Annotated in this window: 13 protein-coding genes; 8 read left to right on the top strand and 5 right to left on the bottom strand. The window is 72.8% G+C overall.

The window, feature by feature from the left end; genetic code table 11:
• Window positions 1-98: 98 nt before the first annotated feature.
• From AB0F81_RS36355 to AB0F81_RS36340, 4 genes are all read left to right on the top strand, one after another.
• Window positions 99-4,799, top strand: coding sequence for a DUF6531 domain-containing protein (locus tag AB0F81_RS36355; protein ID WP_360204861.1), 4,701 nt, complete (start codon window positions 99-101; stop codon window positions 4,797-4,799).
• Window positions 4,792-4,995 (top strand): hypothetical protein, encoded by a 204-nt coding sequence (locus tag AB0F81_RS36350; protein ID WP_360204859.1) that lies wholly within the window; start codon window positions 4,792-4,794, stop codon window positions 4,993-4,995. The genes AB0F81_RS36355 and AB0F81_RS36350 overlap by 8 nt, the downstream gene beginning before the upstream one ends.
• A 4-nt stretch (window positions 4,996-4,999) precedes the next feature.
• Window positions 5,000-5,287, top strand: coding sequence for a hypothetical protein (locus tag AB0F81_RS36345; protein WP_360204857.1), 288 nt, complete (start codon window positions 5,000-5,002; stop codon window positions 5,285-5,287).
• Window positions 5,288-5,407: 120 nt separating this feature from the next.
• Entirely contained in the window at window positions 5,408-6,907 is a 1,500-nt protein-coding gene (locus tag AB0F81_RS36340; protein ID WP_360204855.1) for an Nramp family divalent metal transporter, read from the top strand.
• On the opposite strand, the gene AB0F81_RS36335 is transcribed toward AB0F81_RS36340, so the two are convergent.
• Window positions 6,904-11,145, bottom strand: coding sequence for an FtsK/SpoIIIE domain-containing protein (locus tag AB0F81_RS36335; protein ID WP_360204852.1), 4,242 nt, complete (start codon window positions 11,143-11,145; stop codon window positions 6,904-6,906). The two genes, AB0F81_RS36340 and AB0F81_RS36335, sit on opposite strands and share 4 nt — an antisense overlap.
• A gap of 21 nt (window positions 11,146-11,166) precedes the next feature.
• The gene (locus AB0F81_RS36330; RefSeq protein WP_360204849.1) at window positions 11,167-12,195 is read right to left on the bottom strand and encodes an alpha/beta hydrolase-fold protein; all 1,029 of its coding nucleotides are present in this window, start codon (window positions 12,193-12,195) and stop codon (window positions 11,167-11,169) included.
• 130 nt (window positions 12,196-12,325) lie between these two features.
• Here AB0F81_RS36330 and AB0F81_RS36325 point away from each other — a divergent pair, with 130 nt between their 5' ends.
• Both AB0F81_RS36325 and AB0F81_RS36320 read left to right on the top strand, forming a co-directional pair.
• Complete coding sequence (locus AB0F81_RS36325; RefSeq protein ID WP_360204846.1) at window positions 12,326-16,666, top strand: AAA domain-containing protein; 4,341 nt, start codon at window positions 12,326-12,328, stop codon at window positions 16,664-16,666.
• Window positions 16,663-17,499 carry a TIGR02391 family protein gene (locus tag AB0F81_RS36320; RefSeq protein ID WP_360204843.1) on the top strand — a complete coding sequence of 279 codons (837 nt, stop codon included), beginning with the start codon at window positions 16,663-16,665 and terminating at the stop codon, window positions 17,497-17,499. Before AB0F81_RS36325 ends, AB0F81_RS36320 begins: the two co-directional genes overlap by 4 nt.
• A gap of 15 nt (window positions 17,500-17,514) precedes the next feature.
• Here the strand turns inward: AB0F81_RS36320 and AB0F81_RS36315 are convergent, their stop codons facing one another.
• From AB0F81_RS36315 to pgi, 3 genes are read right to left on the bottom strand one after another with little or no spacing between them, the layout of a single operon-like run.
• A complete protein-coding gene (locus tag AB0F81_RS36315; protein ID WP_360204841.1) occupies window positions 17,515-18,825 on the bottom strand; it encodes a glycosyl hydrolase family 18 protein in 1,311 nt (436 codons plus the stop codon).
• A gap of 31 nt (window positions 18,826-18,856) precedes the next feature.
• Window positions 18,857-19,924: a winged helix DNA-binding domain-containing protein gene (locus AB0F81_RS36310; RefSeq protein ID WP_360204838.1), complete on the bottom strand. Its 1,068-nt coding sequence runs from the start codon at window positions 19,922-19,924 to the stop codon at window positions 18,857-18,859.
• Between the two features lie 20 nt (window positions 19,925-19,944).
• Entirely contained in the window at window positions 19,945-21,573 is a 1,629-nt protein-coding gene (pgi, locus tag AB0F81_RS36305) for a glucose-6-phosphate isomerase (protein WP_360204836.1), read from the bottom strand.
• A 172-nt stretch (window positions 21,574-21,745) separates the two neighbouring features.
• On the opposite strand from pgi, the gene AB0F81_RS36300 reads away from it, so the two are divergent.
• Window positions 21,746-23,074, top strand: coding sequence for an SWIM zinc finger family protein (locus AB0F81_RS36300; RefSeq protein WP_360204834.1), 1,329 nt, complete (start codon window positions 21,746-21,748; stop codon window positions 23,072-23,074).
• Window positions 23,071-25,479, top strand: a 2,409-nt coding sequence (locus AB0F81_RS36295; protein ID WP_360204831.1) for a DUF6493 family protein, incomplete at its 3' end; no start/stop codon positions are given. The genes AB0F81_RS36300 and AB0F81_RS36295, both read left to right, overlap by 4 nt.

Genomic DNA, 25,479 nt, shown 5'->3' with positions numbered 1-25,479 from the left:
CGATTGATTACCGGGCATCGCGGCAGGCCGGAGGCGATACCATCGCCCTCATCGCGCCGAACGGGAGAAGGCGATGATCGATACGCGGGGGCACGGCGATGGCGACTAGTTCAGCCCGACCGGATGATCTCGACGCTTTCGTCCGGGGCAGCCGGGCCGCCGACGACGAGTTGCGGGCGCACGCCGCCCGGCTGCGCGCGGCGTACGCGGACTTTCAGGACGGCACCCGGTGGGGGCATCTGGACGCCTCGTCGCTGATCAGCGGGTTCGGGCAGTATGTGGATCTCAACGAGGCCGACGCGAAGTGGGTGGCCCAGATCGCCGAGGCGTTCCGGGCGGCCGGCGGGGACGGCGACCTGGCCCGGCTGCCGGACGCGGCGATCGCGGCGAGCCTGCGGTCGGCCGGGCTGACCGGTGGGCGGACGTCGGTGACCTTCGACGATCCGGTGGCCTACGGGTTCCCGCCGACCAGCGGCTTCGCCGACGACCCGGTGAACACCGCCAGCGGCAACCTGGTCCTCAAGGTCACCGACCTCCCCGGGTTCAGCCGGGTCTACAACAGCCGGTCCACGATGGCCGGGGCGTTCGGTCCGGGCTGGTCGTCGTGGGCCGACACCCGCCTGCACGTGCGCGCCGACGGCGCGGAGTACTCCGGGCCGGACGGGCAGCGGGCGCTGTTCGGCCGCCAGGGCGACGGCTACGGCCGGGTGACCGGGGTGCCGGCCGAGGTGGTGCCGGACGGCGACGGCCTGGCGCTGCGCTGGTTCGACGGGCGGACCTGGCGGTTCGACCGGGCCGGGCGGATCCTCACCGCCGGGCGGGACACCTTCGGCTGGACCGGTGACCGGCTCACCACCGCCGGGAGCGTGACGCTGGCCTGGACCGGTGACCGGATCACCAGCGCGTCGGGCAGCGGGCGGCGGGTGGAGTTCACGTACGACGACGAGGGCGCCCTGATCGGCGCCGGCGACCACACCTACGAGCTGGACGACCGGTCCCGGATGACCGCGGCCGTCGACGCCGACGGGGTGGCCGCGGCCCGGACCACGTTCGACGCCGACGGGCGGGTGGTCGAGCAGGTCTCCTCGTTCGGCCGCCGCACCAGGTACGTGTACCTGCCCGGGCGGGTCACCGTGGTCGGGGAGACCGACACCTACGTGCACGACGAGCACGGGCGGCTGCTGGCGGTCACCGACGGGCACGGCAACACGCTGCGCCGCACGTACGACGAGTGGGGCAACCCGGTCACCGTGACCGACCGCAACGGCGCCGTGACCACCATGCGCTGGGACGACCGCGGCCACCTGCTGCGCCGCGGGCCGTTCGAGTACCGCTACGACGACGCCGGCCGTCTGGTCGAGGTCACCGGCGGCGGCTCGGTGCGATACCGCTACGACGGCGACGAGCGGACGCCGAGCGAGATCGTCGACGGCGAGGGCGGGGTGACCCGGCTCGACGTCCGCGACGGCCTGGTGCACCGGATCACCGACCCGGACGGGGTCGCCGTCACCTTCGGCTTCGACGGCACCCGCAACCTGATCTCCGCCACCGACGCCCTGGGCAACACGGCCCGGCTGGAACGCGACGCGGCCGGGCGGGTGGTCGCCGCGGTCAGCCCGCTCGGGCGGCGCAGCACGTTCCGGTACGACGAACGCGGCCGCCTGGTCGAACGCACCGACCCGGGCGGTGGGGTCTGGCGCTCCGAGTACTCCCCCGCGGGACGGCTCGTCGCGGTGACCGATCCGGCCGGCTCCCGTACCGAGACGGTCCACGGTGCGCATGGTGCCACGGAGACCACGATCGACCCGCTGGGGCAGCGCACCACGGTGGCGTACGACGACGTCGGCAACCCGGCCCGGCTGATCCTGCCGGACGGGGCCAAGTGGGACTTCACCTTCGACACGCTGTCCCGGCTGGTCGCCACCACCGACCCGTCCGGCGCCACCTGGCTGCGCGAGTTCGACGCGGACGGCAACCAGGTCGCCGCGATCGACCCGATGGGGACCCGGCGCACCGCCACCATGGACGCCGAGAACCGGGTGGCGGCGCTGCACGACGGGCTCACCGGCAGCACGTTCGAGTACGACCCGCTCGGGCGGGCCACCGGGCACGTGCGGCCGGACGGCGCGGCGGCGCGGTGCGAGTACGACCGGTGCGGGCGGCGCACCGTGATCGAGGGTCCGGACGGCGGGCGCACCAGGATCGAATACACGGCGGGGGGACGCGTACGCCGTACGATCTCGCCGTCGGGCAGCGTGACCACCTTCGATCATGACGCCGCCGGCCGGGTCTCCGCGCGGATCGACGGCGCCGGCAGGCGTGTCGGCTTCCGGCTCGACGCCGACGGCGCGCTGGTCGCCGTGCTGGACGGCGACGGCGAGATCGCCGAGAGCTACGAGTACGACGACGCGGGCCGGCTGGTCGCCCGGGAGACGCCCGGAAACGGCCGGACCCGGTACGAGCACGACGCGGCCGGGCGGACGACGGCGATCACCGACGCGACCGGCGGGGCCCGGCGGTTCGAGTACGACGCGGCCGGACGGCTGATCGCGGCGGTGGATGCGCTGGGCGGCCGGACCGGATACGAGCGTCACCCGCGCGGCTGGATCACCAGGATCACGGATCCGCTGGGTGGGGTCACCGAGCTGCGGCACGACGAGTCCGGGCGGCTGGTCGAGCGGGTCGATCCGGCCGGCGGGCGCACCCGGTTCGAGTACGACCAGGCGGGGAGGCTGATCGCGCGCGCCGACGGCTCCGGGCGGACGGTGCGCTGGACCTACGACACGTCGGGGCGGGTCGTCACGGTCAGTGGTGGGGACGGGCAGCGGCTGACGTTCCGGCGCGACACGCTGGGGCGGCCGGTGACGGTCACCGAGGGCGCCGGCCGGGTGGATCTGGCGTGGGACCGGGCCGGGCGGCTGATCTCGCGCGTCCGGGACGGGCTGACCGTGAGCCATCGCTACGACCCGGACGGCCGCCGGGTGGCGATGGTTCATCCGGACGGATCGGAGAGCGGGTACACCTACGACGCCGGCGGGCGGCTGGCCGCGTTCACGCATCCGGCCACCGGGGCGGTCACGATCCGCCGTGACGCGCTCGGCCGAATGATCGGGGCGGACTCCGCCGAACTGCGCGTGACCTGGGAGTACACGGGGAAGCTGCGGTCGGCGTACACCTTCGAGTCGCCTGCCGGACGGCGCGCCGGGCGCTGGACCCACGACGCCGCCGGGCGGATCGTGCACGACGGCGAACGCGCCTATCGCTACGACGCCGCCGGGCAGCTGGTCGCTGCCGGCGACGCGACCTTCGCCTACGACGCCGCCGGCCGCCTGGTCCGCGACAACGGCCTGGCCTGCACCTACGACGCGGCCGGGCGGTTGCTCGCGCGCGGCGGCACTCGGTACGAGTACGACGGGGCGGGCCGTCGCGTCCGGGAGGGTGACCGCACCTACCAATGGGACGCGCTCGGCCGGCTCTCCGCCGTGCAGGAACCGGGCCGCCGGGTCGAGCTGCGCCACGATCCGCTCGGTGAGCTCGCCGAGGTGAACGGGCAGCGGGTGCTGTGGGACCTGGGGCCGTTCGGCGCGCCGATCCAGGTGGGCGATCGGCAGCCGCCGCCCGGCTGGCTGAACCCACCGGGAGAGCGCGACGCCTGGGGTGCGCCGGCCAGCGACGAGCCGGGAGTGGGCTATCGCGGGGAGCTGGAGTTCGCCGGGCTGGTCTGGCTGCGCAACCGCGTCTACCAGCCGGGCAGCCGGACGTTCCTCAGCCCCGACCCGCTGCCGGCGGTGCCCGGGACGGCCTTCTCCGGCAACCCGTACCACTACGCCGGCAACGATCCGCTCGGTCACGCCGACCCGCTCGGGCTGCGGCCGATCACCGACGCCGAGCTGACCGCCTATCGCGACGAGATGAGCAGCGGCGCGTTCGAGGACGCCGGCGAGTGGGTCGGCGACAACTGGGAGTACATCGCGGCCGGCGCGATGATCGTCGGCGGCATCGCGGTGATGGCGACCGGGGTGGGCGGCCCGATCGGCGCCGCCATGATCGGCGGCGCCCTGCTCAGCGCCGGCGGCAGCGCGGGGGTGCAGAAACTGACCACCGGAGAGGTCGACTGGGGGCAGGTCGCCGTCTCCGGCCTGATCGGCGGCGCGACCGGGGTGGTCGGCGCCGGCGCCGGGCTCTTCGTCGGCAGTTCCGCCCGGCTTGCCGCCACCAGCCCGTTCCTGCGGGGCGCCGTCACCGGCGGGGTCAGCAACGTCCTCGGCGGCGGCGTCAACCGGGGCCTGCACGGCCAGGACGTGTTCGATCCGGCCGGCCTGGCCACGGACCTGCTCCTGGGCGGGGCGGCCGGTGGGCTCGCCGGGCGGCTGGGAGCCCCCCTGCAAACCTCGAACCGGCCCTACCAGCTCGCCAACCTCCCGCCGAACACGCTGGGCCAGACCGACGAGTTCGGCCGGATCTTCATCCGGCCCGGGCAGACTCCGGCCGGCTTCGCCGAGACGCTGCGGCACGAGACCGTGCACTCGATCCTCACACCGAAGAACGACTTCCTCCGGAAGATCACCCTCGGCGCCTATGACAAGTCGGCGCTCTGGCGGTACTCGGAGGAGGCCGCCGCGGAGAGCTACGGAACGCTGAATCCGTTCAAGGGCCTGGCGTTCCCGCTGAAGGAGGGGTATGTCACGCCGGGGCGCCTGCTCGCCGAATCCGGAGCGGTCGCTGCGGGCGCCGGCGTGATCGGCGCGGCGGGCTACGGCGGCTACCGAGTTCTCGAAGGGGTGTTCGGCGATGATTGACCGCGACCAGGCCGTCCAGCTGGCGCGTGCCGAGGTGGAGAACAATGGTCTGCCCTGGCTGGAGCCGGTGTCGGTGAACTGGGGCCTGTTCCACTACGAGGTGCGGACGAACACCGCATTCCGGGGCGGCAACGTCATCATCCGGGTGAACCGGCGCTCCGGTAAGGCCACCGTGGTCGCGACAGTCCGTAGGTGAGGACATGCTGGATCCCGCCGAGTACGACGACGTCACCGTCACCGTCGCCCACCCGTTCGGTGACGTCGACGCGACCCTCACCGAGTGGATCGAACGGGGTCCCGGACCGCGCCGGCTCGTGGAGATCGTCGCCGCGCGACGCCGGGCCACCGGCGAGCCGGTCGACATGTCCGAGATCCCGCTGGAGTTCCACAACAGTCCGGAGAGCCGCCGCTTGCAGCGCCTGGGACAACTGCCGGCACCGTGGGGACCGCCACCAGCGACCGAAGGATACCCTCCGCCCATCGACTGATATCGATCACGTTTACCAGATCGCGCACCTAATCACGCCTGCCCTTGCCCCGGTGCGGGCCGAGGACGAGATTGATGGCTCCCGGGGTTCTCGTCCTCGTCCTCGTCGAGGAGGCGCCGCATGGATCACGACACCGCAGCCCGCTCGTACCCGCTCGGCCGCAGCCGCCCGGACCTGGCGGTGGACGACCTGCCCGAGCCCGAACAGGTCTTCAAAGTCGACCGGATCGGTCCACGCCAGCTGTTCATGTACGTGGTCGGCCCCAGCCTGATCGCCCTCGGCATCTCGATCGGCAGCGGCGAGTGGCTGCTCGGCCCGCAGGCCGTCGGCCAGTACGGCTTCGTCGGCGTCGGCTGGGTCATCCTGGTCTCCGCGGTCCTGCAGACCTTCTACAACGTGGAGTGCTCCCGCTACGTGCTGGCCACCGGGGAGGTGCCGGTCGTCGGCTGGGGCCGCGTACCCCCGGGTTTTCTGCTCTGGGTGCCGCTCTCCGTCTTCGTGGTGATCTTCGCGTTCATCGCCGGCGGCTGGGCCGCCTCCGCCGGCCAGGGCATGTATGCCCTGGTGCACGGCGAGGTGGCGCCCGCCGGCGCCGAGGAGCCCCGGCTGTGGGCGATCGGGCTGCTGATCGTGGTGTTCCTGCTGACCCTGTTCGCCAAGCGGATCAGCCGCACCCTGGAGCTCGCCAACTGGGTGATGGTCGGCACGATCCTGGTCAGCCTGATCCTGATCGACCTGTTCGTGGTGCCGTTCGAGACCTGGTGGGAGGGGATCCGCGGGTTCGTCACCCCGGCCGCCCCGCCGGAGGGGATCACCGCGACGCAGCTGGGCGGCCTGGCCGGTTTCACCGCGCTCGCCTCCGGCCTCAACTGGTACGTGATGGGCCACTACCGGGACAAGGGCTACGGCATGGGTTACCGCACCGGGTTCATCTCCGGCCTGCGCGGCGACCAGAAGAAGATGCTCGACGTCGGCGTGACGTTCCCCGACGACCCGGCCAACCGGAGCCGCTGGCGCCGGTGGTACCGGCTGCTGCTGGTGGACATGTGGGGTGTCTTCTTCATCGGCGCCATGATCGGCATGCTGTTGCCGACGATCCTGATGGCGCACGCCGTCGAGGTCTCCGGCACCCGGCCGACCGCCGCCGACGTGCCCACCTTCGTCGCCTCGGTGCTGGAGACCGAATACGGCCGCGGCATGTTCTACTTCGCGCTGATCCTCGGGGTGCTGATCCTGTTCAGCACCCAGCTCGGCATCTTCGAGGCGATGGTCCGGGTGACGACCGACGCCGCGCACGCCACCAGCCCGAAGCTGCGGGCCATGATCGAGGGCGATCCGCGCCGGTTCTACTTCCCGTTCATGCTGGTGCTGCTGGTGGTGATCTCGGTGGTCCTGCACCTGGCGGTGCCGGTCAACCTGGTGCAGTGGTCGGCGAACATGTCCAACCTGGGCGCGCTGATCTACCCGTTCATGCTGATGTACCTCAACAGCAAGCTGCCCCGGCCGGCCCAGCCGCGCCCCTGGCACTACGTGGTGCTGGTGTTGAACGTGCTGTTCTTCGGCTTCTTCTTCATCAACTTCATCGCCGACTTCTTCGGCGACCCCCTGGTGACCTTCTAGGTGGCGACCTGGACGATGTCCCACTCGCCGTTGTGGATCAGGTAGCCGCGGCCGGCGCCCAGCCGCACCGGGGCCCGCCGCGGCAGCGTCACCCCGAGCAGGTCGCCGTCCAGGTCGATGTTGGGCCGCAGCAGCAGGCCCGCCTTCGACCGGCGGACCGTCTGCGTCCAATGACCGTAGAGGGCGCGCAGCGCGTCGGCCCGCGCCGCGATCACCACGTGCAGGTCTGGCCGGTTCGCGGCGAGCAGGCCGGCGATCGCGCCGTCGGCGTCGTCCAGGCCTTCCGCGTCGTCGATCAGCAGCACGGCCGGCCCCTCGACGGTCCGCAGGTCGGCGAGGAGCGCGCTCGCCTCCCCACCGGCGAGCGCGACCCGGTCGAGGTCGGCGCAGTCGCGCAGCGGTGACCGCCGGCCGCCGACGCCGGCCAGGTGGACGTGGCCGCGCAGCACCGCGGCCAGGGTGAGCAGCGTGGTGCTCTTGCCGCAGCGGGCCGGCCCGGCGATCAGCGCGTGGTCGCCCTCGTAGAGCACCAGCGGCGCGGCTTCCAGGTCGCTCTCCCGGACGCCGAGCGGCAGCCGCCACGGCTCGCCGGCCAGCGACGGCGCGGGCAGGTCGGCGACGGCCACCGCCGACGGCAGGACGCCGATGCGGGTGGCCGGCCGCGGGCCGTCCGGATATTTCGCCGCGACCGCGGCGGCCATCGCGGCCGTGGTCGGGGTGGGCCGCCCGACCTGCGCCTGCAGGCCGGCCGGCAGGGCGACCATCCGGCCGGGCAGCTTGGCCGGCACGTCCTTGCGGGTCAGGCCGGCCTGGACATAGTCGTACGGGTCGGGCAGCCGGAACAGCCAGCGCTGGGTGGTGACCGACGTCCACGCCGGCGGGATGGTGCTGAACCGGTCGGCGGTCACCGCGAACCAGATCCCGGCCGCGGTGCCGTCGGCGTACAGGCGGGTCAGGGTGTCCAGCACGGCCAGACCCTCGACGTCGTCGAACTCGGCGCGCATCGCGGCCAGGTTGTCGATCAGCACCAGGATCGGCCGGGCCGGCGGGCCACCGGTACGCCGCCGGTCCAGCTCCGCGCGCAGGTGCCGGACCAGGCGCACCTGCCGTTCCCGGTCGTCGGCGGCAATCACCGTGCCGGTGTGCGGCAGCGCCTCCAGAACGCCCAGGTCACCGGTGCCGTAGTCGACGGCGTACACCTCCAGCTGTTCCGGCGCCCGGGCGACGGCCAGGCTGAGCGCGAGCGCCAGCAGGGTCGTGGTGGTGCCGCTGCCGGTGATCCCGAACAGCAGCAGGTTGCCCTCGGCGGGTTCCCAGCCGATCGGGTACTGCTCCTGCCGGTCCGGGTCGTCGGCGAGCGCCACGGTCGCGCGGGCCGCGTCCGGCGGCAGGCCGGCCAGGTCGACCTCGCCGCCGAGCGGTTCGGGCCAGGGGCGGCGCGGCGCGGGCAGGTCCGCCGCGGCGTCGATGATGGCGTCGACGAGGCGGGCCAGGTCGGTGCGCGCCGACACCGGGGCCGGTTTCTTCTCGGCGGGCGCGGCGCCCGGCCCGAACACGAACGGCGTCACCGCCACCGGGGCGTCGTCGCCTCCCCCGGACACCGTCGTCACCAGCGCGGTCTGGATCGGCACCACCTCGCCCGGGCCGAGCCGCACGTAGGCCCGGCCGGGCAGCAGCCGGCTCACCTCGGCGGCCTCGCGTACCCCGATCACGTCGACCGAGTCAGCGGCGTCCTGCACCCGCAACGCCACCCGCAGGTTGGTGTTGGTGCGGATGTTGTCGTTGACCGCCCCGGACGGCCGCTGGGTGGCGAGGATCAGGTGCACGCCGAGGGTGCGGCCACGCTGCGCGATCCCGACCAGCGCGGTCAGGAAGTCCGGCAGCTCCTTGGCCATGGTGGCGAACTCGTCGATCACCACGACCAGCCGGGGCAGCGGGTCACGCTCGGCGGCGCCGCCGCGTACGTACTCGATCAGGTTGTCGGCCCGCACCTCGCGCAACCGGCGCTCGCGATGCCGCAGCTCGGCCTCGAGGGCGCGCAGCGCGCGCTCGCCGAGCTGCTCGTCGAGGTCGGTCACCAGCCCGACGGTGTGCGGCAGGCGCGCGCACTCGTCGAACGCCGCGCCGCCCTTGTAGTCCATCAGCACGAAGGTGAGCCGGGACGGGTCGGTGTTCGCCGCCAGCGCGGCGACCAGGCTGCGCAGCAGCTCGCTCTTGCCGGAGCCGGTGGTGCCGCCGACCAGGCCGTGCGGCCCGTCGCGGATCAGATCCAGCGTGAACACCCCGCGGTCGGTCACTCCGAGCGGCGCGGCGAGCGCCACCGGGTCGGCGCGGTGCCAGCGCTGCCGGATCGCTGCGGCGTCGATGCGGGTCAGGCCGAGCATCGGGAGCAGCCGTACGCCGTCCGGCAGCCCCGCCCCGGTCCGCCGCAGCTCCGGGTCGTCGAACCGGGCCAGGTTCCGGGCGCAGGCGCGGGCCTCGTCGACCGCCAGCCCGGCCAGCAGCACCCCGGTCACCTCGCCGCCCTCGGCCGGCCGTCGTACGGTCGCGTCGCCGTCCGTCCCGACGATATCGACGACCGTGTCGCAGGCCGCCGGCAGCCGGTCGGCGGTGGCCGCGAGGACGATCGCGGCGACCGGGACCGGCTTGTCGGCCGCGCCGAACGCGCCGCGCGGCGGGGTGCGGGCGGCGTTCAGCAGGTCCCGGGCCGGCGAGTGCACCCCCTCGGTGAGCACGTCGGAGTCGAGCACCACCAGCGCGGTGCCGTCGGCCGCCCCGGCGGCGAGCTGCCGCAGCAGGGCGTCGCTGGAGTCGCGCCGGTGCGACAGCATGCGGCCGCTGTCGTCGCCGAGCCGGGTGTGCGGCAGCCACTTGCACCAGTCCCACTCCGGTTCGCGGCCGTCGTCGACGAAGACGCCGATCGTCAGGTCGGCCGGCCCGTGGTGGACGGCGGCCTGGCAGAGCAGGCTGCGGGCCACGGCCAGGGCGGCGGTCCGGTCACCGACGATGCCGGTGACTCCCCCACCGGCCAGGTTGATCTCGACCGGGGCGGCCGGCAGCCGGGCGGCGTCGAGACGGTCCGCGACGGCGGCCGGCAGCCGCCCCACCTCGGAGCGCACCGGCGGGCGCCACGGCCGGTCGGCGATCCCGGCGTGCAGCAGCAGGAAGTCGTCGTGGTGGGTGCGCCGCTCCCAGAGCCGGGTGCTGGGCAGCTCGGCGCGGCGCAGCGCCTCGGCCGGGTCGGCGAGCACGTGCCGCAGCCGGGCGCGTTCGATCTCGCCGGCCGCGGCGATCCGGGCGTCCAGCTCGCTCAGCTCCCGCTCGTAGCGCTGCTGGTCGGCCGCGGCCTCCTTGCGGCTGCGGCGGCGCGACTCCAGGTAGGTGCCGACCCCGATCAGCGGGGAGAGCAGCGCGAACAGGGCGAACCGCAGGTCCCGGGTGATCGCCACCATGAGCACCGCGAGGACCAGCGGGCCGAGCGTGGAGGCGACGCTGAAGTGCGGTTTCGCCGGCTCGCGCGGCTCGGCCGGGGCGGTGGCCTCGTCCGGGGCGGGCGGCGGCGCCGACCGCGGCGGCCGGTTGAACGAGACCGTGCCACCGCGGCCGAGATGCCGCAGCAGGTCCAGGCCGGCCGGGCGGTCCGCGGCGCCGGTGCGCCGCACGGCGAGCGCGAGCGCGCCGATCCCGATCACATCGCGCGGGTCGATCTCGGCCGGACCGGTCACGCTCACCCCATTGACCTGTACGCCGTTCGCCGCGCGCAGATCGGTGACGGTGACCCCATCGGCTGAGACGGTGAGCAGGCAGTGCTCCCGGGAAACCGTGTCGTGGTCGAGGCGCAGCCCCGCCGCCGGGCTGCGGCCGACCACCCACTGACCGGGCGGCAGCGGATAGACCTGGCCGGCCCGCAACCCGGCCACGGTCACCGCCTCGAAGCGCGGGCGCGTCCACGGCCCGGGCACGGCCGCCGAGGCGGGGCTGAGCAGCGCGCCCTCGTGCAGCCCGGAGTCGCCGATCGCGACGGAGGTCTCCACGGGGCGGCCGTCGATCGCCGCCAGGCCGGGGTCGGGTGCTCCCAGCGTACGAAAAAGGTCGGCGAGGGTGACGTCCCGGCTGCGCGGCCGGACGTCGATGTCGAAGCCCGTCGCGGATCCCGGGCCGTGCCCGGGATCCGGCGCGTAGATGATGTGCACGACCACCTCGCCTCGCCGACTGCCGACCAGGCTAGTCGCAGACATCAGGCGATATCGATGTTGATCTCAGTCGCGGCGCAACCTCTCGGCGAGCCAGGCCACGGCCAGCGGGTAGCGATGGTCAATGCCGCCGTGCTTGCCGGGGATCAGCTCGAAGGCGATCCTCTCGTCCGGCACGCCGATCCGGCGCAGACCGTCCTTGAACGCCTCGGCGCCCAGATCGAGGAACCACTCGTCGCTGGTCCCGGCGTCGATCCAGACCGCCCGCAGGCTTCGCAGCTCGTTCGCATAGCGGTCGATCATGCGGATCGGGTCCCAGGCCAGCCAGCGCTCCCAGACCTCCGGGATCAGCTGCCCGGAGCGCGGGTCGAAGGGCAGCCGCGGCGTCCCGTCCGGGTCGGCGGAGAAGGCGGCCGTGCAGCCCAGCACCAGGACCAGCGTCATGTCCTCCTCCTTGGTGAAGGCGACCCGCGACTGGAAGTCCTTCCACCAGGCCTGGATGTCATGGTCGTAGGCGCGCAGGAACCGGGCCGTCTTGGCGAAGTCGTTGAGGTACATGTAGTCGTAGAGCGCATCCCCGGCGTGCGTGGCGAGCGCGCCGAACAGGTCCGGCCGCAACATCGGGGTGATCATCGCGCCGAAGCCGCCGGACGACTTGCCGGAGATGGCCCGCGACTCCCGGTCGGCGATGGTCCGGAAGTGGGCGTCCACCCAGGGCACCACCTCGTCGCAGAGGTACGAGTGGTACCGCCCGGTGCCGGGCGAGTCGACGAACTGGGAGCCGCCGTAGGCGGTCCACGCGTCCACGAAGACGAGGACGCAGCCGGGCGCCCGCCCCTCGGCGAAGATCCGGTCGGCGTTCTCGATGAACGAGTCCTTGAACGCCTGCTTGTTGCCCCACATGGTGACCTGGCCGGAGTAGCCCTGGATCACGTAGATGCTCGGGTAGCGGGTGTCGCCCTGCTCGTAGCCCGGCGGGGTGTAGACCCAGAGCGGGCGGACGTGCGGGTCGCCGAGCGGGTTGCCCCGCAGCAGCGTGGAGTCGATGGTCTCGTGGTGCAGCGTTCCGGCGAGTTCACTGGTCCAAATCGACATGAGCCCGAGTCAACTACCGCCGGCCGCATGGCGCAGCCCAGAAGCGGATATTCATTCACGTCACCTTCGTTGCCTTCCGTCATCGAGTGCGTACAAGCTGTGAGGCTGACGACGACTTCTTGGGGGCACGATGCCGGAGGCGCTGTCACTGACCGACGACCAGGTGATCAGCCGGACCACCGGCCTGGTGACCTACCTGCGGGAACTGGCCGGGCCGGCCGAGCGCGTCCGGGACGCGATCGACGGCAACCGGGTGATCTGGCTCGACGACTACCGCGACCTGATCGCCGCACCCGGCACGCCCGGGTTGCTGGAGGTGCGCTACCCCGAGAGCGAGGAACCCCCGCCACTGCCCGACGTGCTCTCCGGGCGGCTCAGCGACGACGACCCCTTCGGACCCACACCCACGGTGCTCGGCGCGGGTTCGGCGGTGGTCGAGGCGGCGTACCGGGCCTGGTTGCCGCAGTGGACACAATGGGCGGATCGGGTGCACCGGGCGGCGCAGGTCGCCGACCGGTACCGGCGGCTGGAGGAACTCGCCCGCGGCGCGGTCGAGCAAAGCGACACGCACGAGCTGGTGCTCGGGGTGGGGCTGCTGGAACACCGCACCGGGATCCGGCGGCACCTGCTCACCTGTGAGGCCGAACTGCGGGTCGACGTCGCCACGGAGACCATCCGGCTGGTGCCGCCGCTGACCGGCGGTCTGCGGCTGGAGGACCGCGCGTTCCTCACCGAGGCGGACGGTTTCATCGCCGGCCGGGAGGTCGCCGCGCTGCTCAGCGAGGAAGCCGTCAGGCTGGACCCGCTCGGCGCAGACGTGGCGGACTGGCTCGCCCGGTGGCGCAAGCGGTGCTGGCGGGACGCCCGGACGACCGACGAGCCGGCCGAGCTGGCACCGGTACCCGCTCTGCTGCTTCGGCCGAGGGCCGGCAACCGCCTCGCGGACTTCTACGAGTCCGTCGCCGAGGACATGCGCGCGGGTGGCGCCGCCCCGCTCGGGCTGGCCCAGCTCGTCACCCCGATGGCGCCGGACGTCAAGCGGCGGCTGCTCGCCGAGAGCCAGCAGACCGCCTTCCTGGACGACGCCGAGCCGCTCCTGCCGCTGCCCACGAACCAAGAACAGCGCCGGATCCTGGCCGCGCTCCGGGGCAACACCGCCGCCGTCATCCAGGGACCGCCCGGCACCGGCAAGACGCACACCATCGCGAACCTGATCTGTGCCCTTCTGGCGGACGGCCAGCGGTTGCTGATCACCAGCGCCAAGGGGCAGGCGTTGCGGGTGCTGCGGGACAAGCTGCCGCCCGACATCCGGGATCTGTGCGTGCTGACCACCGGCGGGTCACGTCGCGGCGTGGACGAGGAACTGGACCGGAGCATCACGGCACTGTCCAACCTGCACGCCGGCACCGATCTGGACCAGCTGCGGCGCGACATCGACCGGCTCGGCCGGCAGCGCGCCGAACTCGTGCAGCAGCGCAAGAACGCTCTTCTCGACCTGCAGGTGCAGCGGGAGGAGGAGTACGCGATCCGGCCGGACGGCAACTCGGGGTACAGCGGGACCCTGCTCGAGATCGTCCGGCAGATCGACGCCGGGCGGGACCGGCACGAGTGGATCGGTCAACTGCCCGACACCGCCAAGGTCGCGCCCCCGCTCACCGACGGGGAGGCGGTCGAGCTGCTGGCGTTGCTGCGTACCGCGGACGCCGGGCGGGCCGCCCGGGGACGGCAGCGCATCCCCGATCCGGCGCTGCTGCCCGGGGCGGCGGACATCCGTACGGCGTTCGCGCTGCTCCGCCAGGCCGCCGAGCTGACCGGCCCGGGACCGCTGCCGGACCTGGATCCGGAACTCGCCGCCGATGCCGTCCGCCTGATCGACCGGGCCGCCGACGGGCTCGCCGAGGCCGGGCTCACCGAGGTCCTCGCAGATTGGGACAGCACCGACTGGCGCCGCGCGGCCGCCGACCGCCGGTTGCGGCGCCGCGAGCCGCAGTACTGGGAGGCGCTGCGGGCCGAGCTCCAGCCGGTCGCCGGCCTGCCCGCCGTCCTGAATCAGAACATCGGGGTGCTGGTCGACACGCCGCAACCCGGTGACGCGGCGCGTCTGCTCGGGCAGGCGAGACGGCTACGAGCCCACCTGAGCGGTCCGGGCTGGTTCCGGTTCCTCAGGCCGTCCGCAGCGGCCCGGTCTGAGGCCGCCGAGCTGCTTCGCGACTGCACTGTGGACGGGGCCGCCCCGACCACGGTGGACGAGCTCACCAGGGCCGTCACCGTCCTGGAAGCGATGGTGGTGGTGGAGAACGCCGAGCGCGCCTGGGCTCAGCTCGGCGTGCCGATCGCTGCGACTGGGCTGCGCGGCCGGGTGGCGCGACTGCTCGACATCGAACGGGACGCCGCGGCCGTGGACCTGCTCGCCACCACCCGCGACGAGATCGAACGGGCCTTCCGGCGTCGCGGCCTGCGGCACGCGATCCGTGACGCGCAGGATTGGGACCGTACGATCCGGATCTGCCGTGGGGCTCCGCTGCTGGACCGGGCCCGCGACGCCGCGCAGATGATCGACCAGGTGATCGGCCAGCTGTCGGCGATCTGCCAGGACCCGGACGCGGCACCGGAGGCCGGCGCGCTGATCGCGGCTCTCGACCGGCGCGACGTGTCCGGCTGTCTCACCGCGCGCGGGCAGATCCACGAGGCGCTGGAGCAGCAGACCCGGGAGATCCGCTACCGCGAGCTGATGAGCCGGCTCCGCGCCGGGCATCCCGGCCTGGCGGAGGCGCTGGCCGGCTCGTCGAGCGACACGGCCTGGGACACCCGGCTCGCGCACCTGCACGCGGCGTGGGCGTGGGGCCGGGCCACCGCGTACTGCCGGCTCATCGGCGCGCTCGGCCGGCACGACACGGAACAGGCGCTCAACGACATCGAGACCCGGCTCGGCGACGTCACCCGCGACCTCGCCGCCGCCAGCGCGCGGCTGCACTGCCTGAGCCGGGTCACCGAGTCCCAGCGGGCGGCGTTGCAGGACTACCGTACGCACCGCAGTTCGCTGGGCCGCGGCAAGAGCGACCACCGGGAACGCCGCCAGGAGGCGGCGCGCAGCGCGATGCGGGAAGGCCGGAACGCCGTTCCGGCGTGGGTCATGCCGCTGGCCGAGGTGGTCGAGACGATGGACGTACGCCCTGGCGCGTTCGACGTCGTCATCGTCGACGAGGCGAGCCAGGCGGGGATCGACGCGCTGTTCCTGCTCTGCCTCGCGCCCCGCGTGGTGATCGTCGGCGACGACCGGCAGTGCGCACCCGGCCAGCGCGGCGAGCTGGCCCGGGCGCAGGACGCGATCGACTACCACCTCGCCGGCATACCGGACCACGTCCGGGAGAGCTTCAACCCGGTCTCGAACCTCTATGAGCTGCTGTCCGCCCGCTTCCCCGGAACCATCCGGCTCAACGAGCACTTCCGGTGCATGCCGGAGATCATCGGATGGTCCTCGCGCCAGTTCTACCAGGATCGCCTCCTGCCGTTGCGCCAGTTCGGCGCGGATCGGCTGGACCCGTTGAAGGTCGTCCTGGTGCCGGACGCCGAGGAGGAGGGCCTCTCGTCCAACCCGGTCAACCGCAAAGAGGCACAGCTGATCGCGGAACAGGTCGAGCGAATGGTCGGCGACCCGGCCTATCGCCGCCGGACGATCGGCGTGGTGGTGCTGACGCAGAGCACGGCACAGACCACGCTCATCTCCGCGCTGATCCACGAGCGTGTCGACGCGGCGGCCGCCGAACGGCACGCCATCCGGGTGGGACAACCGCCCGACTTCCAGGGCGACGAACGCGACGTGATCCTGATGTCGATGACGATCGCACGGCCCCGGCCGGCGCTGGCCGGCCGGTTGCACGAACGCCGCTTCAACGTGGCGGCCTCCCGCGCCCGTGATCAGCTGTGGCTGTTCCTCTCCGTCGCGGCCACCCGGCTCAGCCCCGACGACCTGCGTTACTCGCTGATCAGCTGGATGACGCGGCCGCCGAATCTGCTGACGCCCGACCCGGCGCACGATCTGGCCGAACCCGACGTGCTGCGCAGCCCGTTCACCTCGCTGTTCCACCAGCAGATCTACCTGCTGCTGCGCCGGCGCGGCTTCACCGTGCTGGTTCAGCACCCGATCAGCACGTCGACGATCGATCTGGTGGTGATCGGCGCCAACGGCCGCCTCGCCGTCGAGTGCGAGAGCCCGGAACGCGTGACCTCACCCGAGCAGATCCAGGACAACCTGCGGCGGGACCGGGAGTTGCGCAGAGCCGGCTGGCAGTTCGTCCGCCTGCGGCACAGCGCGTTCGTCCAGGACCCGGACGCCGCGCTGGAACCGCTGTGGCAACGGTTGCGGGAGCGCGGCATCGAGCCCGGCGCGCTCCCGGACCTGCCGGCAACCGGTACGGCGTGGACGCCCGCACCGCTGTCCGACCGAGAGGGAGAGGAGACGGCCGCATGACCGCTTCGCACGCCGGTGTGCAGCCCTGGCCCGCCGAGGTCGTCACCGCGGTGGCCGACATCGTCGCCGCCACCGACTGGCCCGGCCTGTCCGGCGCCGACATCGAGCGGCTCCTCCAGCAGGCCGGCATCCCGCCGGTGATCGGGGTGAACAAGCGCAGCGGGCTCGCCGCCGCGCTGCTGGACCAGCAGCGGCGGGAGGGCCCGGGAGTCGCCGAACGGTTCCTCGCGGCTGCCATGTCGCCGGCCCGTCATCTGCGTGACCCCCGGCGGTTCGAGGAGTTGCGGACCTCCCTGGCCGAGCCGTTGTCCCTGCTCGGCCTGCAGGTCACCGAGCAGGGACGGCTGGGCGCGGCGACGGCCGTCGCGACCACGCTGGACGAGGTCGCCCGGATCGCCGGGCGACTACGCAGCGAACTCCAGCGCCGGGGAGTCCATGACGAGGTCCTCCGCTATTGCGAGGAGGAACTGATCCGCCGTTCGCTGTTCCACGCGGTTTTCGAGGCGACCAAGGGGGTCAGCCAACGGCTGCGGATTCTCAGCGGGCGGCACAGCGACGGGGCGCCCCTCGTCGACGAGTGCCTGTCGCCGGTGCGCGGCGCCCCGCCGCTGTTGCGGATCAACCGCTATGTGACCGAATCCGAGACGAGCGAGCAGCGCGGGTTCGCGAACCTGGTCAAAGGAATCTTCGGAACCTTCCGGAATCCGCCCGCGCACACCACGCGGGCGGACACCAGCTGGGATCTCACCGAGGCGGATGCCCTCGACCTGTTCTCCATGCTGTCGTTCGTGCACCGGCGGCTCGACGGCGCGACGGCCACGCCACGCCGGTGAGCACCCGTCCCACCGTCAGCGGCCCTGGAGGGCCTTGACGTTGTCGCCGAAGGTCCAGCCCTTCGAGCCGTCCCAGTTGATCGACCAGGTCATCAGGCCCTTGATGCCGGGGACGCTGTTCCACGCCTGGGAGACCAGCGCCGGCGTCAGGTAGCCGCCGCCGGCGCCCGGCTGGGCCGGCAGCCCGGGGACCTGCTTGTCATACGGAATCTTGATGGTGGTGCCCTGGATGGTCAGGCCGTTGGCGAGGCACTGGGTCTGCACGGTGAAGCCCTGCACGGTGCCGGCCGGGTACGAGTCGCCGGAGCAGCCGTACATGCTGCCGTTGTAGTACTGCATGTTGAGCCACCACAGGCGGCCGTTGTCCAGGTACTTCTTGATGATCGGCAGGTAGGAGCCCCAGATCGAGCCGTAGACGACGCTGCCACCGGTCACGTATGCCGTCTCGGGCGCCATCGTCAGGCCGAAGTTCGACGGCATCGCGGCGAGCACCCCGTCGATGATCCGGATCAGGTTGGCCTGCGAGGTGGAGAGCGTGTTGATGTTGCCGCTGCCGGTGAGGCCGGTCTCGATGTCGATGTCGATGCCGTCGAAGTGGTACTGCTTCAGGATCGGCACGATGGTGGCGACGAACCGGTCGGCGACGGTGCTGGAGCTCAGGTCGATGCCGGCGGTCGCGCCGCCGATGGACATCAGGATGGTCGCGCCCTGAGCCTTGGCGGCGCAGATCTCGGCGGCGGTCGGCACCTTCACGCCGGCGTCCATGCCGTTCTCCCACAGGACCGTCCCGTCGGAGCGGATCACCGGGAAAGCGGCCATCAGCACGTTGTAGCCGTGCTGGGTGATCCGGCTGTCGTTGATCGGGATCCAGCCCAGGCCGGGGTGCACGCCGTTGGACGCGCCGTCCCAGTTCTCCCAGTAGCCCTGGAGCACCTTGCCGGCCGGGCGGCCCTTGATCGCGCAGGCGGGCTGGCTGGTGGACGGCGACGGTGAGGGCGAGACCGACGGTGAGGTGGACGGCGAGACCGAGACCGACGGCGAGGGCGACGGCGAGCTGCCGCCGGTGCAGGCGCCGAGGTCGCGCCAGAGGGTCGGGGTGGCGGCCGGGTTCCAGCCGGCGCCGGCGTGGGCGGTGTGGGTCACCAGGGCCTGGTACAGCTTGGACTGGTAGGTGACCTGCTGTCCGGCGGTGTAGGTCGGCCCCTCCGCCCAGATCGTCGAGGAGCAGGCGACGGCCGCTGCCCCGGTCGGTGAGAACGCCACCACGGCGCCGGTCGCCACCACGACCCCGGCGATCATCGCCATCAACCCACGTCGAAGTCTCATGCCCACATAGTGGCGTTCACAACAGTAAACATCAAGGGTTCTTAACTATTGACGGAAGGCCGAGGTAGGCGGCGTAGCGTTCGAGCGCCGGACGCGCCTCGTCGAGGTCGAACTCGGCGAGCGGCAGCACGGTCACCGTCACCGCTTTCTTGCCGAGAGAGCGTTTCCACGTCGCCATCACCCGGCCGTCGCGCACCAGCGTGGACTGGAAGACCCCGTTGCCACCCGGCACGACCTTCGCCAACTGCTCCGGGGAGGCCATCATCGAGCGGTCCTTGTAGCCCAGCAGATATTCGTCGAAGCCGGGCAGCGCCCACCACCCGGTCACCGGGCCGGCGTCGAGCACCTCCGGATCGGCGACCATCGGAACACCGTCGACGTCGACCTCGGCCAGGCCGGCGGCCGCGATGCCGGCCCGGGAGTCGGTGAGCGTCAGCGTGGTCCAGCCGGCGAAGTCCTTGACCGTGGCCGGGCCGTGCGAGCGGAAATAGCGCCGGGCCAGGATCGCCAGGGCTTCCTCCCGGGACGGCTCGTTGCGCCGGGGAACCCACTCGTCCAGGAGCACGAACGTCTGCTCGGCGCCGGCATTGGGCGCGATGGCCGTCAACGAGCGCTGTGACGCGTACCAAAGCAGGTGGTAACCGCGCTGACCGGTCACGTCGAGGCCGCCCTCGGTGAGCGCGCCCAGGCACGCGGATCGCGGCAGTCTGCCGCCGCCCGCCGCCAAGGCGGCGGCGAGAAGCTCCATCGCGCGATTGGCCTGTTTCTCGTCGAGGCCCAGATAGTCCCAGCGTTTGTGGACCGCGGTGAGCTGGCGGACGCCGGTCAGATCGAGCATCCAGTGCGCGTCGGCGGACGGGATGAGATGGACCGTGCCGCGCATCGGCCAGGTGCGCACCACCTGGCGGTCCTCGGTCTCGGCGACGATCTCCGCACACGTGCGGCCGGGCAGGCGGGCGCCGAGCGACCAGAGCACGCTGTTGAGATCCTGTGCCTGCATGGCACCGAACCAGTCGACGATCCCGGCGACGTCGCCTCTGGTGCGCGCGCCGAGCAGCAGGCTGGTCATGCGAAGGCTCAGTGCCGTAGACGTGTCCACGGCACTGAGCCTATGTCCCGCTATCGGCCCCGTGCTGCCCGGTAACGCTTGATCAGGACGTTCGTCGACGAGTCGGCGTCGTCGGCCGGCGCCTCCCGCGAGGTCAGCTTCGGCGCGAGCTGGTTCGCCATCACCTTGCCCAGCTCCACACCCCACTGGTCGAACGAGTTGATCTCCCAGATCACGCCCTGGGTGAAGGTGATGTGCTCGTAGAGCGCCACCAGCTGCCCGAACGTGCCCGGCGTCAGCCGCTCGGCGAGGATCGTCGTGGTCGGGTGGTTGCCCTGCATGACCCGGTGCGGGGCGACCTTCGCGTCGGTGCCCTCGGCCTGGACCTGCTCCAGCGTGCGGCCGAAGGCCAGCGCGCCGGTCTGGGCCAGGAAGTTCGACATGAACAGGTCGTGCATCTCGCCGATGTCGTGGTTCGGCACGCTGAAGCCGATGAAGTCCGCCGGGATCATCTTGGTGCCCTGGTGGATCAGCTGGTAGAAGGCGTGCTGGCCGTTGGTGCCGGGCTCGCCCCAGAAGACCTCGCCGGTCTGGAAGGTGACCGGGTCGCCGGAGAGCCGCACCGACTTGCCGTTGCTCTCCATCGTCAGCTGCTGCAGGTAGGCGGCGAAGCGGTGCAGGTACTGCGCGTACGGCAGGACGGCGTGCGACTGGGCGCCGAGGAACGTGTCGTACCAGACGTTGAGCAGGCCGAGCAGGGCCGGCACGTTGCGCTCGAGCGGCGTGCTGCGGAAGTGCTCGTCGACGGCGTGGTAACCGGCGAGCATGCTGCGGAAGTTGTCCGGGCCGATCGCGATCATGACGGACAGGCCGACCGCGCTCGGCAGCGAGTAGCGACCGCCGACCCAGTCCCAGAAGCCGAACATGTTCTCGGTGTCGATGCCGAAGTCGGCGACCTTGGCCGCGTTCGTGCTGACCGCGACGAAGTGCTTGGCGACCGCGGCGTCGTCGGTGAGCGTCTTCAGCAGCCAGGAGCGCGCCTCCTTGGCGTTGGTCAGCGTCTCCTGCGTGGTGAAGGTCTTGGACACCACGATGAACAGGGTGGTGGCCGGGTCCAGGTCGCGGGTCTTCTCGAACAGGTCCGTGGGGTCGATGTTCGACACGAACCGGCACTCGATGTCGCGCTGGCTTAAGTCCTTGAGCGCCTCGTAGGCCATCACCGGGCCCAGGTCGGAGCCGCCGATGCCGATGTTGACCACGGTCTTGATGCGCTGTCCGGTGTGGCCGGTCCACTCGCCGGAGCGGACCTTGTCGCTGAACGCGGCCATCCGGTCCAGCACGCCGTGCACGTCGGCGACCACGTCCTGGCCGTCGACGACCAGGCTGGCGTCGCGGGGCAGGCGCAGGGCGGTGTGCAGCACGGCCCGGTCCTCGGTGACGTTGATGTGCTCGCCCGAGAACATCGCCGTGATCTTCTCGCTCAGCCTCGCCCGCTGGGCGAGCGCGAACAGGGCGTTCAGCACCTCGTCGGTGACCAGGTTCTTGCTGTAATCCACGTACAGGTCGGCGACCTCGGCGGCGTAGCGCTCGCCGCGCTGCGGGTCACTGCCGAACAAGTCACGCAGGTGCACCGCGGAGAACTTCTCCGCGAGGCCCTGAAGGCTCTGCCATTCGGCGCTGTCGGAAACGTGTTCGCTCATCTCTCCCACTCCGAACCTGGACGTCGCACAAATCGTGGCACGAACCGGTGCCGCGCACCTGCGAACCGACTACCCGCGAGGTTAGTCCCACAGACGGCCCGTCTGTCCCCCGGTGTGCCCTTGCCGTCCGCCTGCGGCAAAACTGTCGTACCTACGTTCTAAGTTCTGCGCCATGGTTTCCGCGGCGTACTCATATCTGGGCTCGTCCACCCTGGACGGCGATCTCACCCTGCAGACCTCCGGTGGTCCGGCGGCGCACCCCCGCTTCTTCACCGGTTTCCTCACCGACCCCGGCGCCGCGGCGACCGGCCTGCTCGCCGTCGCGGAAGTCGCCCGGACCCGATATTTCCGCCCGGTCAGCCCGGCCAGCCTGGATCCGGTGGTCACGGCCGGCTCCGACCGGCTGCGGTTCGAGTCGTTCTCCGGCTGCTGCGGTGTCTACGCCCGGATGGATGTGCTGCCCGCCGGGCTCGACGGCGAGATCGTGGCGCACGGCACCACCAACGTCGACGTCAACCTGCCACTGCAGCGGGCGCTGACCCGCGTCGGGCGCACCGACCCGCTGCACGTCGCGGTCGGCCCCGACGACCTGACCGTGACCACGTTCGACGGCCCGCTCGTCGAGCGCAAGGTGCCGCTGCCGTCCCGCTGGCTGCGCGGCTTCGCCGAGGCACAGGTGCTGACCGCCCGTTTCGACGCGCGCGCCGAGATCGGCGTCGCCGAGGCGCGGGCGCTGCTCAACCGGCTGCCCTCCGGCGACCGCTCGATCCTGTGGGCGGTCCCCGCCGGTCGTTCGCTGCGCTTCACATCCCGGCCCGCGCCGGGCGCGGTCTGCCTGCCCGGCGCCGGCCGCCTGACCGCCCTCAAACCCTTCCTTCGGTACGCGAACGCGCTCCGGGTGTACGGGCCGTCGGTGGCCACGGGCTCCGGGCCGGTGTCCAGCACCTGGGAGCTGAGCATGCCCGCGCTGCGGCTGTCGCTCACCCTGTCGCCGGAGCCGTACCGCGGGTTCTCCGGCGAGGGCGCGGTGCTCGCGGCGCTGGCCAGTGACGAGGCGGCCGACGACGCCGACCTGATCAGCGCCCTGCTCTCCTGGGACCCGACGATCGACGTCGGCGAGCTGGCCGCCGCCTCCGGTCTCGACGCCCGCCGGGTGCGCGACGCGCTCACCCAGCTCGGCACCGCCGGGCGGGTGGGTTACGACGTGGCCGAGGCGGGCTATTTCCACCGCACCCTGCCCTACTCGGCGGACGTGGTGGAGAGGATGAACCCGCGGCTGGCCGGCGCCCGCGCGCTGGCGGGCGCCGGGGCGGTCGCCACCGGTCCGGAGGTGTCGGTGGTGCGCAGCGGCACCGAGGTCTACCACGTGCGTGACGCCACCTCGTGCACCTGTCCGTGGTGGGCGAAGCACCGAGGTGAGCGGGGGCCGTGCAAGCACGCGCTGGCCGTGCAGATGGTCCTCGCCGGCGCGGTGACCGAGGACGCCGAGGTGCCGGCGTGACCCTGACCTGGGAGGTCCTGGAGCGGCGGGTCCGCAGCGGCGACCACGCCGGTGTCACCCGCCTGCTGCTCGACGCCACCGAGGCGGAACGCGCGGCGTTCGCCGCGGTGGTCGAGCGGGGCATCAAGGGCGCCGGGGCGGCAGGGTGGTGGCTCGGGCACGTCAATCCCGCCGCGGGTTACGCGCTCGCCGTCATCGGCACCATGCCCACCGCCGCCCGGGCGGCGGCCCTGCTGTCCCGCCGCGACATGCGCACCATGTGGCACGCGGTGCCGGTGGACCGGTTCCTGCGGATCGCCGCGGCCCGCGGGATCGACTGGCTCGGCGACCTGGGCACCCGGCTCGCCCGGCGACTGCCGGCCCGGCCCGACTGGGACTCCGGCGCCTGGGACTTCGCCGTCGCGGTCCTGCGCGCCGGCGGGGCGCAGCCGCCGGCCACCGAGGGTGTGGTGCGCGGGTGGCTGTTGCGGCTGATGGAGCCCGGCCCGCACCTGCGTCATGCCCCGCTGCCGCCGTTGAGCACGCGGTTGCGCGACGACCCGTTGCTGGATCTGCTCCTGCCGCCGGTCTTCGAGATCGACGGCGTGGGCTCTGTCATCACCAGCGCCGCATGGAGCAATGCCGGCAAACCGGACAACCCCTTCCCGGGCGCCGTCGCCGCGCTGGTCAGCGAGGGCCGGCTGGAGCGCAAGACGATCCTGGCCGCCACCATCGACCGGCTGGTCCGCGGTGACCGGCCGCACGCGCTGCGGCCGTTCGTGCTGCTGCACGACGCCCTCGCTCCGACCGTCGACGAGGTTGCCGCGCACACCCTCGATTACGCCCGCCTGCTCGCCGAGGGGCCGGGCCCGGTGGCCACGCCGGCGCAGCGCGCCCTGCGGGCGCTGGACGAGGCCCGCCGCCTCGACCTGGAGACGCTCCTGGAGACCAGCTCGGCGGTGCTGACCCGCCCGGAGAAAGCGGTGGCCAAGTCCCAGCTCTCCTGGCTGGAGCGAGTCGCCCGCCGCGAGCCGGAGCGGGCCGGTGAGGTGGTCGAGACGATCGCCGGCGCGTTCGGCCATCCCGCGCTCGACATCCAGGAACGCGCCCTGACCCTGGTCGCCAAGCACCTCCCCCGGCTGGAGCCGGAGGCGGTCGCCCGGCTCGCCGGCGCGGCCTCGGTGCTCTCCGGTGATCTGCCGGCCCGGGCCGGCGCCCTGTTCGGCGCCACCGTTGCGGTGGCCCGCCCCACCGGTGCTCCGGCGCTGCCCACCCCGCCGGGGCCGGCCCCGATGCCGCCGCCGATCGCGTCCGCCGCCGAGCTGGCCGAGGAGGTGGCCACGCTCGTTCGGGAGCAGTCCGGCGTCCGCTGGGAGCGGGTGCTGGCCGCGCTCGTCGCGCTCCACGGGGCCGGCGAGCGGGCGGCCCTGGCAGCCGCCCTGGCCCCGGTTCTGGAGCGGGAGGCGTTCCACTTCACCGAGAGCCGGTGGAATGCCGGCTCCCCGCTGGTCTGCCTCGGCGCCGCCCTCCGCGCGGCGACCGCCACCGCCGGCCACGGCAGGACCCTGCAGCACCTCCGCCGCGCGGTCCGGATCGCCTGGCAGGACGGCCGGCGCGGTGGCACCGGGTCCGAGCTGTCCAGCCGCCCCGTCGGCGTGCTCGCCCTGCGCGCCGCCGAGATCGCCGTCCACATCGACAGCTCGATGATCCCGATGCTGGTCGCCACCCCCACCCGGGTGAACGGCAGCCTCGACCCGGCGGTGCTGCTCGACCGGCTGGCCGGCGCCGAGGCCGAGGGCTGGCAGCCCTGGTCGTTCGATCTGGAGCAGGCCCTGCTCCGGCTGCCCCGCTCCGCCGTGGCCGGCGAGGTGATGGCCGGCGCCGCCGCGCTGACCTCGCCCGCCGGGCGGCAGTTCGCCCAGTGGCTCGCCGGCGGCGGCCTGCCCGATCCGGTCAGCGAGCGGTTCACTCAGCGCACCACCTCGTCCAGCTGGGACTCCGTGGTGGAGCGCCGTGTCGTGGCCACCCTGCGCCCGTCACGCGACGGCGGCCTGCGCCTGGAGCGCCAGCTGCTCACCCTCGACCCGCCGGGCAAGCCGGTCTACAGCCCCGACGCGTTCGCCGGCGTCGAGGAGGCGCTGGCCATGGTGCTGCCGCACCACCGCGAGGCGACCGCCGCCTGGGCGCTGCCCGAGCTCGCCGCCCTGGCCGACGAGGACCGGCGCGACACCGGCAGGCTGCTACCGCTGCTGGCCGAGGGCACCGGCCCGGTCGGCCCGGCACTGACCACCGGCCTGGCCTACGGTCTGGCTGCCAGGCAGGAGACCGACCGGGCCGCCGCGGTGGACGCCTTCCTCACCCTCGCCGCCGGGCCCGACCCGTTCGCCGCGGCGGTCGGCGCCGCGCTCGGCGACCTGGCCGCCGGC

Origin of the sequence: Actinoplanes sp. NPDC024001 (assembly GCF_040638955.1) — a bacterium.
Taxonomy (GTDB): Bacteria; Actinomycetota; Actinomycetes; order Mycobacteriales; family Micromonosporaceae; genus Actinoplanes.
Note: the sequence above shows the minus strand (reverse complement) of the source record. Positions and strands in the feature narration are given on the sequence as shown.